Here is a 2,525-nt window from a genome sequence, read left to right on the forward strand (position 1 = left end):
TCATAGCGCACCCTGCCCTTCACATGCCTGCGCAGGATGGCATTCTCGTGCCGCAGCACCAGCAGTTCGGCATCCTTGGCGGTGTCTCGACGCAGGAGGACCGCGGGGACGGACAACAGTGCGCGGGCGGTGCCGTAGAGCAGGGACACGATCATCAGGGCAGCATTACAAATCCCCACCGACGACCCTGGAGGCGGGTGCTGACCAGCAGCGATGATTTTACGAGCCCCACAGGCCCAGCGGCGCCGCATCCGCTCGGCCTCGATGCCCTGCAGGGCCGCCCACCGGCAGTACGCGTGCCAGACCACCGACGGCGGATGGCAGATGCCCTTGTTGTTGCCGCGGACGATCGCACGGATGGTGCCCTCCGCAGTGAAGCAGGCCAACTGGGTACTCACACCGGCCCGCACCGGGCCACCGGCCGGCAGCCTGCCCCCGGCGGCCCCCAGCGTCTCCCCCACCGCCAGACCAAGCAGCATCCCCCGTCGGGTTGAGGGCCGTGAACGCGTTCCGCTCGGCGTGGATATCGACGTTCAGATCGTACTGTCGTCGTCGTTGCTGGCGTCGACAGCCAGTTTTGCTCAAAATCGTGCATTCGGAGAGAGGGATATGGGCATGGGCATTGCCAAGAAGGTCGGAGTGATCGCTGCGGCGTCGCTCTGTGTGCTCGGGGCTGGCTCGTCGGCGTGGGCGGCGAGTACGTCGACGAAGCTGAGTAACGGAACGCTGTACTCGACCGTGGAGAACGGGAGGATAGTGTCCGGGAACTCGAGCCTCTTCTACTCGACGGTCAAGTACTCCAAGTCGGGCGGCAGCACTGTGAGTGCGATCCTCGTGATGGACTCCGGGAGCACGGTCTACAGCTCCGCGGCGTCCAACGTCGCCGCGGGTGCGTCCAAGTCCTACAGCTTCGGAGGTAAGCCGGTGCCTTCCGGCTGTCGCGACCGGCGGCATGACCGTGTCGGGTCAGGGTTACTTCTGGACTCCGAGTCTCAACCCCTGCTGATACGCCACGGCACTCCTGCTTCCGGCCCCTTTCTTTCATGGGGCCGGAAGCCTTGTACTGAGAACAAGGAATTCCATTGATCAGCGCGTCTGTCGGGGCACTGTCCGGTATCGTTCCCCTCTTCCTGGTGTTCGCGGTATTGCTCACCACACCTGCCGTGTTCATCGCGCGGGCGAAGAATGGCCCTGTCCTGTACAGCGCCGCCGCCGCAGTCCTCTTCGCGGGCGCGTTCGCGGTGACGTTGACTCCGGGTAACGTCGGGGACGCCGCCACGAACATGACGTGTGTTACGGGTACACCCCTGAGCGACGCCTTGCATACCACGTCTGGCCTGCTCAACGTGCTGCTGTTCGCGCCTGGGTGCTTCTCCCTCGTTATGGCAACCCGCCAGCCGATGCTGTCGTTGGCGATCGCCAGTGTCACGGTGCCCGGCGTGGAGCTCGCGCAGGCGGCTTTCCCGCTGGGCAGGACCTGTACCTACTCCGACATCACTCTCAATTGCATGGGTGCCGCGGTCGGCTTGTGCGTAGGGCTGGCCGTACTGGGTCTCGTGGCACGCAGGCCCCTCTTCTCGCGGCGCGACTTCGTCCGAGGCGGTGGCGCGGCGACGGTTTGCCTCCTCGCTATATTCGCCCTCTTTGGAGCGGTAACCCCTGTTGAGGGCGCTTCCGAGGGGCTGGGAGTCAGCGCCGCCCAGGATCGCTGGGCGCGCTCCGCTGCCGTCGGCGTTTTCGGCGAGCAGTCGAAGGTAGTACAGGTCCAGCTGCGCCCCAGCGTGGCCGGGGAGCCAGTGAAGATCGACGTCACCACTGATCAAGGCGTCCTTAACCTCTCGTGGACCGAGCGGAAAATCCTCGCTGCGGAGGCGGATGATCACCAGGACGACGGCGGGAACCTGACCTCTGTTCAGGCAAAAGCCGTTGGCCAGCGCTTCGCAGCGCGTTGGTTCCCTGAAGAGGTGAAGGGCAGTAAGGTCACCTGGGACCCGCTGGGCGGTGGCAACGGGCCGTATGCGCTCAGCTATCGCCGGTACCACGATGGCGTTCTCATGCCCATGCGACTGGACATCACGGTTAGCTCTTCGGGCCGCATCATGGCCATCACAGTGAGGACCGCAGAAGACCCCAACCTTCCCAAGCCAGCACTCGGCCGTGCCCAGGCTCAGCACCGCGCCGAGGAATTGACAAAAATGGACAGCCTTGGTGAAACTTTCCTGCTGGCCGAGAAAGTCAACGGGACCTGGCGGCCTCTCTGGCTTGTCAACGTAGGCAAGAGCGGCGAGGCGAAAGCGGCTCTCCGTATCGATGCCGTCACCGGCCAGCAGGTACAGCCCGACCCCATTCCAGGTCAGGAAGCCCCCGCTGAATCGTAAGCCGACCCGTGGGGATGGCGTTGTCACGTTGTCGAGGGTGTTGGCGCTTGGTGGGGCGTCGGGGCGTGCTGGGGTCGGGTTCCGGCTCCGCGCTCAGGCCGTGGCGGGCAGGCCGGCGGTGCCGGTGATCTGCTCCCAGATCGCGAA

At 65.0% G+C, this 2,525-nt stretch carries 2 protein-coding genes and 1 pseudogene; 2 read left to right on the top strand and 1 reads right to left on the bottom strand.

The window, feature by feature from the left end:
- Window positions 1–479, bottom strand: a pseudogene (locus ACNPQM_RS43905) (hypothetical protein); the annotation flags it as partial.
- A gap of 40 nt (window positions 480–519) precedes the next feature.
- Here ACNPQM_RS43905 and ACNPQM_RS43910 point away from each other — a divergent pair.
- Together ACNPQM_RS43910 and ACNPQM_RS43915 are read left to right on the top strand one after the other, a co-directional pair.
- Window positions 520–1,086, top strand: coding sequence for a hypothetical protein (locus tag ACNPQM_RS43910; RefSeq protein ID WP_418088384.1), 567 nt, complete (start codon window positions 520–522; stop codon window positions 1,084–1,086).
- Window positions 1,083–2,378: a VanZ family protein gene (locus ACNPQM_RS43915; protein WP_418088385.1), complete on the top strand. Its 1,296-nt coding sequence runs from the start codon at window positions 1,083–1,085 to the stop codon at window positions 2,376–2,378. Before ACNPQM_RS43910 ends, ACNPQM_RS43915 begins: the two co-directional genes overlap by 4 nt.
- Window positions 2,379–2,525 lie beyond the last annotated feature (147 nt).

Source organism: Streptomyces sp. NPDC056231, from assembly GCF_048270745.1.
Taxonomy (GTDB): Bacteria; Actinomycetota; Actinomycetes; order Streptomycetales; family Streptomycetaceae; genus Streptomyces.